Source organism: Roseateles sp. P5_E11 (assembly GCF_054049355.1).
Window position 1 is genome coordinate 1 of sequence record NZ_JBFUMO010000714.1, and the last position, 2,545, is coordinate 2,545.

The following is a 2,545-nucleotide window of genomic DNA, read 5'->3' on the forward strand; positions in this document are numbered from 1 at the left end:
GTCGTAGAGCTCACCTTCGATGAGGAAGCTGCCGGTCGCGTCGGTATAGCGCACCTCATTGCCGATGCGGACCTCCCACAGCCCGGGCATGGGGGCCGGGCGGATCTCGTCGACCTTGGGCGCGTTGGGCATGCGCTCGGCAAGGGCCTTGCGGATGACGGCGTCGTTGGCCAGCGCGGGAAGGCTGATGGCAACAAGCAGGCCGGCCAGGAGTCGAAGGAACGTAGAGGACACGATGGGAGAGCCGGTTGGGGTTCAGAGCCCGAGGGCGCGCTGGGTCAGCCAGCGCTTGACGGGGGTGAGTTGGTTGAGCGCATCCAAGCCGCGGTTGCGCAGGCTCTGGACGGCGGGGGAAGAGTTGGCGAAGAGACGCTGCAGCACGTCGGTCAGCTCGCCCATCGCCAGCGTCGGCGCGAGGCGCTCGCGGGCATAGCGGCGCAGCAGGCGTTCGTCGCCGAGGGGGCGCCAGGACTCGCGCGCAGCCAGCACGTGGGCAAGCGCGGCGACGTCGCCCAGACCGAGGTTCAATCCCTGGCCTGCCAGCGGGTGAACGATGTGAGCTGCATCACCCAGCAGCACCCAACCCGGGCCGCTGACGGCATCCGCGCGGGCCAGAGCCAGCGGCCAACTCGATCGCTCGCTACCGAGGCCCAACTCGCCCACAGCACCACCAGTGGCAGCATTGAGTTCGCGTTCGAATTCGGCGGCCGGCAAGGCTTGCAGTTGTTCGGCCCGCGCCTCAGCGCAGGACCAGACCAGGCCATAAGACGCACCAAGCGCCGGCTTCTCGAAAGGCAGCAGGGCCAGCACCTCGCCACCCGGCTGAAACCACTGGCGAGCGACACCCTGATGGGGCCGATCGGCTTTCAGTCTTGCGGCCAGCGCGCGATGGCCATAGGGCTTGAGCTTGAAGTCGACGCCCAGCGCGGCGCGCGCGGTCGATTCGCGACCTTCGCAAAGGGCGATCAGCGCTGCCGAGGTGTTATCCGCGACGTTATGAACATGAGGAGAGAAGCGCAGGGCCGTCGCGAGCTGCGCATCCAGCGCGGCGGCGTCGACGATGACGGCCAACTCACGCAGGCCTTGCTGCCATGCCGAGAAGCTCAGTCGGCCGGCAGGCTGGTTGGCGACGGCATCACCGCCGACGACCATGTCGTAGACGGGACTGATCGCGTCAGGGGGCAAGCTGTCCCAGACCTTCAGCTCCGTCAGCAGGGCGACCGAGGCGGCGTTGAGCGCATAGGTCCGCACGTCGTCGGCGCGAGGCGTTCCCGGCGCGCCGGTCATGCCCACGGTCAGCCCCTGAGCAGCCAGGCTGAGCGCGAGGCTGCCACCGACCGCCCCCCGTCCTCTGACCAACACATCCACGCTTTGCATCGGGCAATTGTAGGCAGCGGTGATGCCCGCATCGCCAGCTGGGCCGGCCCGAAGGAGTCGACAGCGCCGGCCGACTAAAATCCCCGATTCGGCGTCGGCCTGCCGTCGCCCGCCCTCCCCTACGGAAAGCCCCCGCCATGAGCCTCAAATGCGGCATCGTGGGCCTGCCCAATGTCGGCAAGTCCACGCTCTTCAACGCCCTGACCAAAGCCGGCATCGCGGCTGAGAATTATCCTTTCTGCACGATCGAGCCCAATGTCGGCATCGTCGAACTGCCCGACCCCCGCCTCGCGGCCCTGGCCGAAATCGTCAAGCCCGAGCGCGTCATGCCCGCCGTCGTCGAGTTCGTCGACATCGCCGGCCTCGTCGCTGGCGCGAGCAAAGGCGAGGGCCTGGGCAACCAGTTCCTGTCCCACATCCGCGAGACTGACGCCATCGTCAATGTCGTGCGCTGCTTCGAAGACCCCAACGTCATCCACGTGAATGGCAAGGTCGACCCGATCTCGGACATCGAAGTGATCCAGACTGAGCTCTGCCTCGCTGACCTCGGCACCGTCGAGAAGAGCCTGCACCGCTATAACAAAGTCGCTCGCGCCGGTGACAAGGAAGCCATCGCGTTGGTCAAGGTGCTGGAGAAGTGCCAAGCCGCACTGGACCAGGCTCAGCCCGTCCGCACCATCAACTTCAGCAAGGAAGAACTGGTCATTCTGAAGCCCTTATGCCTGATCACGGCCAAGCCGGCCATGTTTGTTGGCAACGTCTCGGAAGACGGTTTCGAGAACAACCCGTTCCTTGACCGCCTGAAGGAATATGCAGCGGCCCAGAACGGGCCGGTGGTGGCGATCTGCGCCAAGACCGAGTCGGAGCTGTCCGAAATGGAAGACGAGGATCGCGCCCTGTTCTTGGCCGAGATGGGCCAGGATGAACCCGGTCTCAACCGCCTGATTCGTGCCGCCTTCAAGCTGCTGGGCCTGCAGACCTACTTCACCGCCGGTGTGAAGGAAGTGCGCGCGTGGACCATCCACATCGGAGACACCGGCCCGCAAGCCGCCGCGGTCATTCACACCGACTTCGAACGCGGTTACATCCGGGCGCAGACGATTGCCTATGACGATTTCATCAAACACCGCGGTGAGCAGGGCGCCAAGGACGCGGGAAAGATGCGCGC

At 65.9% G+C, this 2,545-nt stretch carries 3 protein-coding genes; 1 reads left to right on the plus strand and 2 read right to left on the minus strand.

Annotated elements, in window-relative coordinates:
• On the minus strand, window positions 1–234 hold a 234-nt coding region (locus ACXJKR_RS29560; protein WP_457325882.1), incomplete at its 3' end, for a disulfide isomerase DsbC N-terminal domain-containing protein.
• A gap of 21 nt (window positions 235–255) precedes the next feature.
• Complete coding sequence (locus ACXJKR_RS29565; RefSeq protein ID WP_457325883.1) at window positions 256–1,377, minus strand: FAD-dependent monooxygenase; 1,122 nt, start codon at window positions 1,375–1,377, stop codon at window positions 256–258.
• Between the two features lie 137 nt (window positions 1,378–1,514).
• Here ACXJKR_RS29565 and ychF point away from each other — a divergent pair.
• Window positions 1,515–2,545: redox-regulated ATPase YchF (ychF, locus tag ACXJKR_RS29570; protein WP_457325884.1), on the plus strand; the 1,031-nt coding region annotated here is incomplete at its 3' end.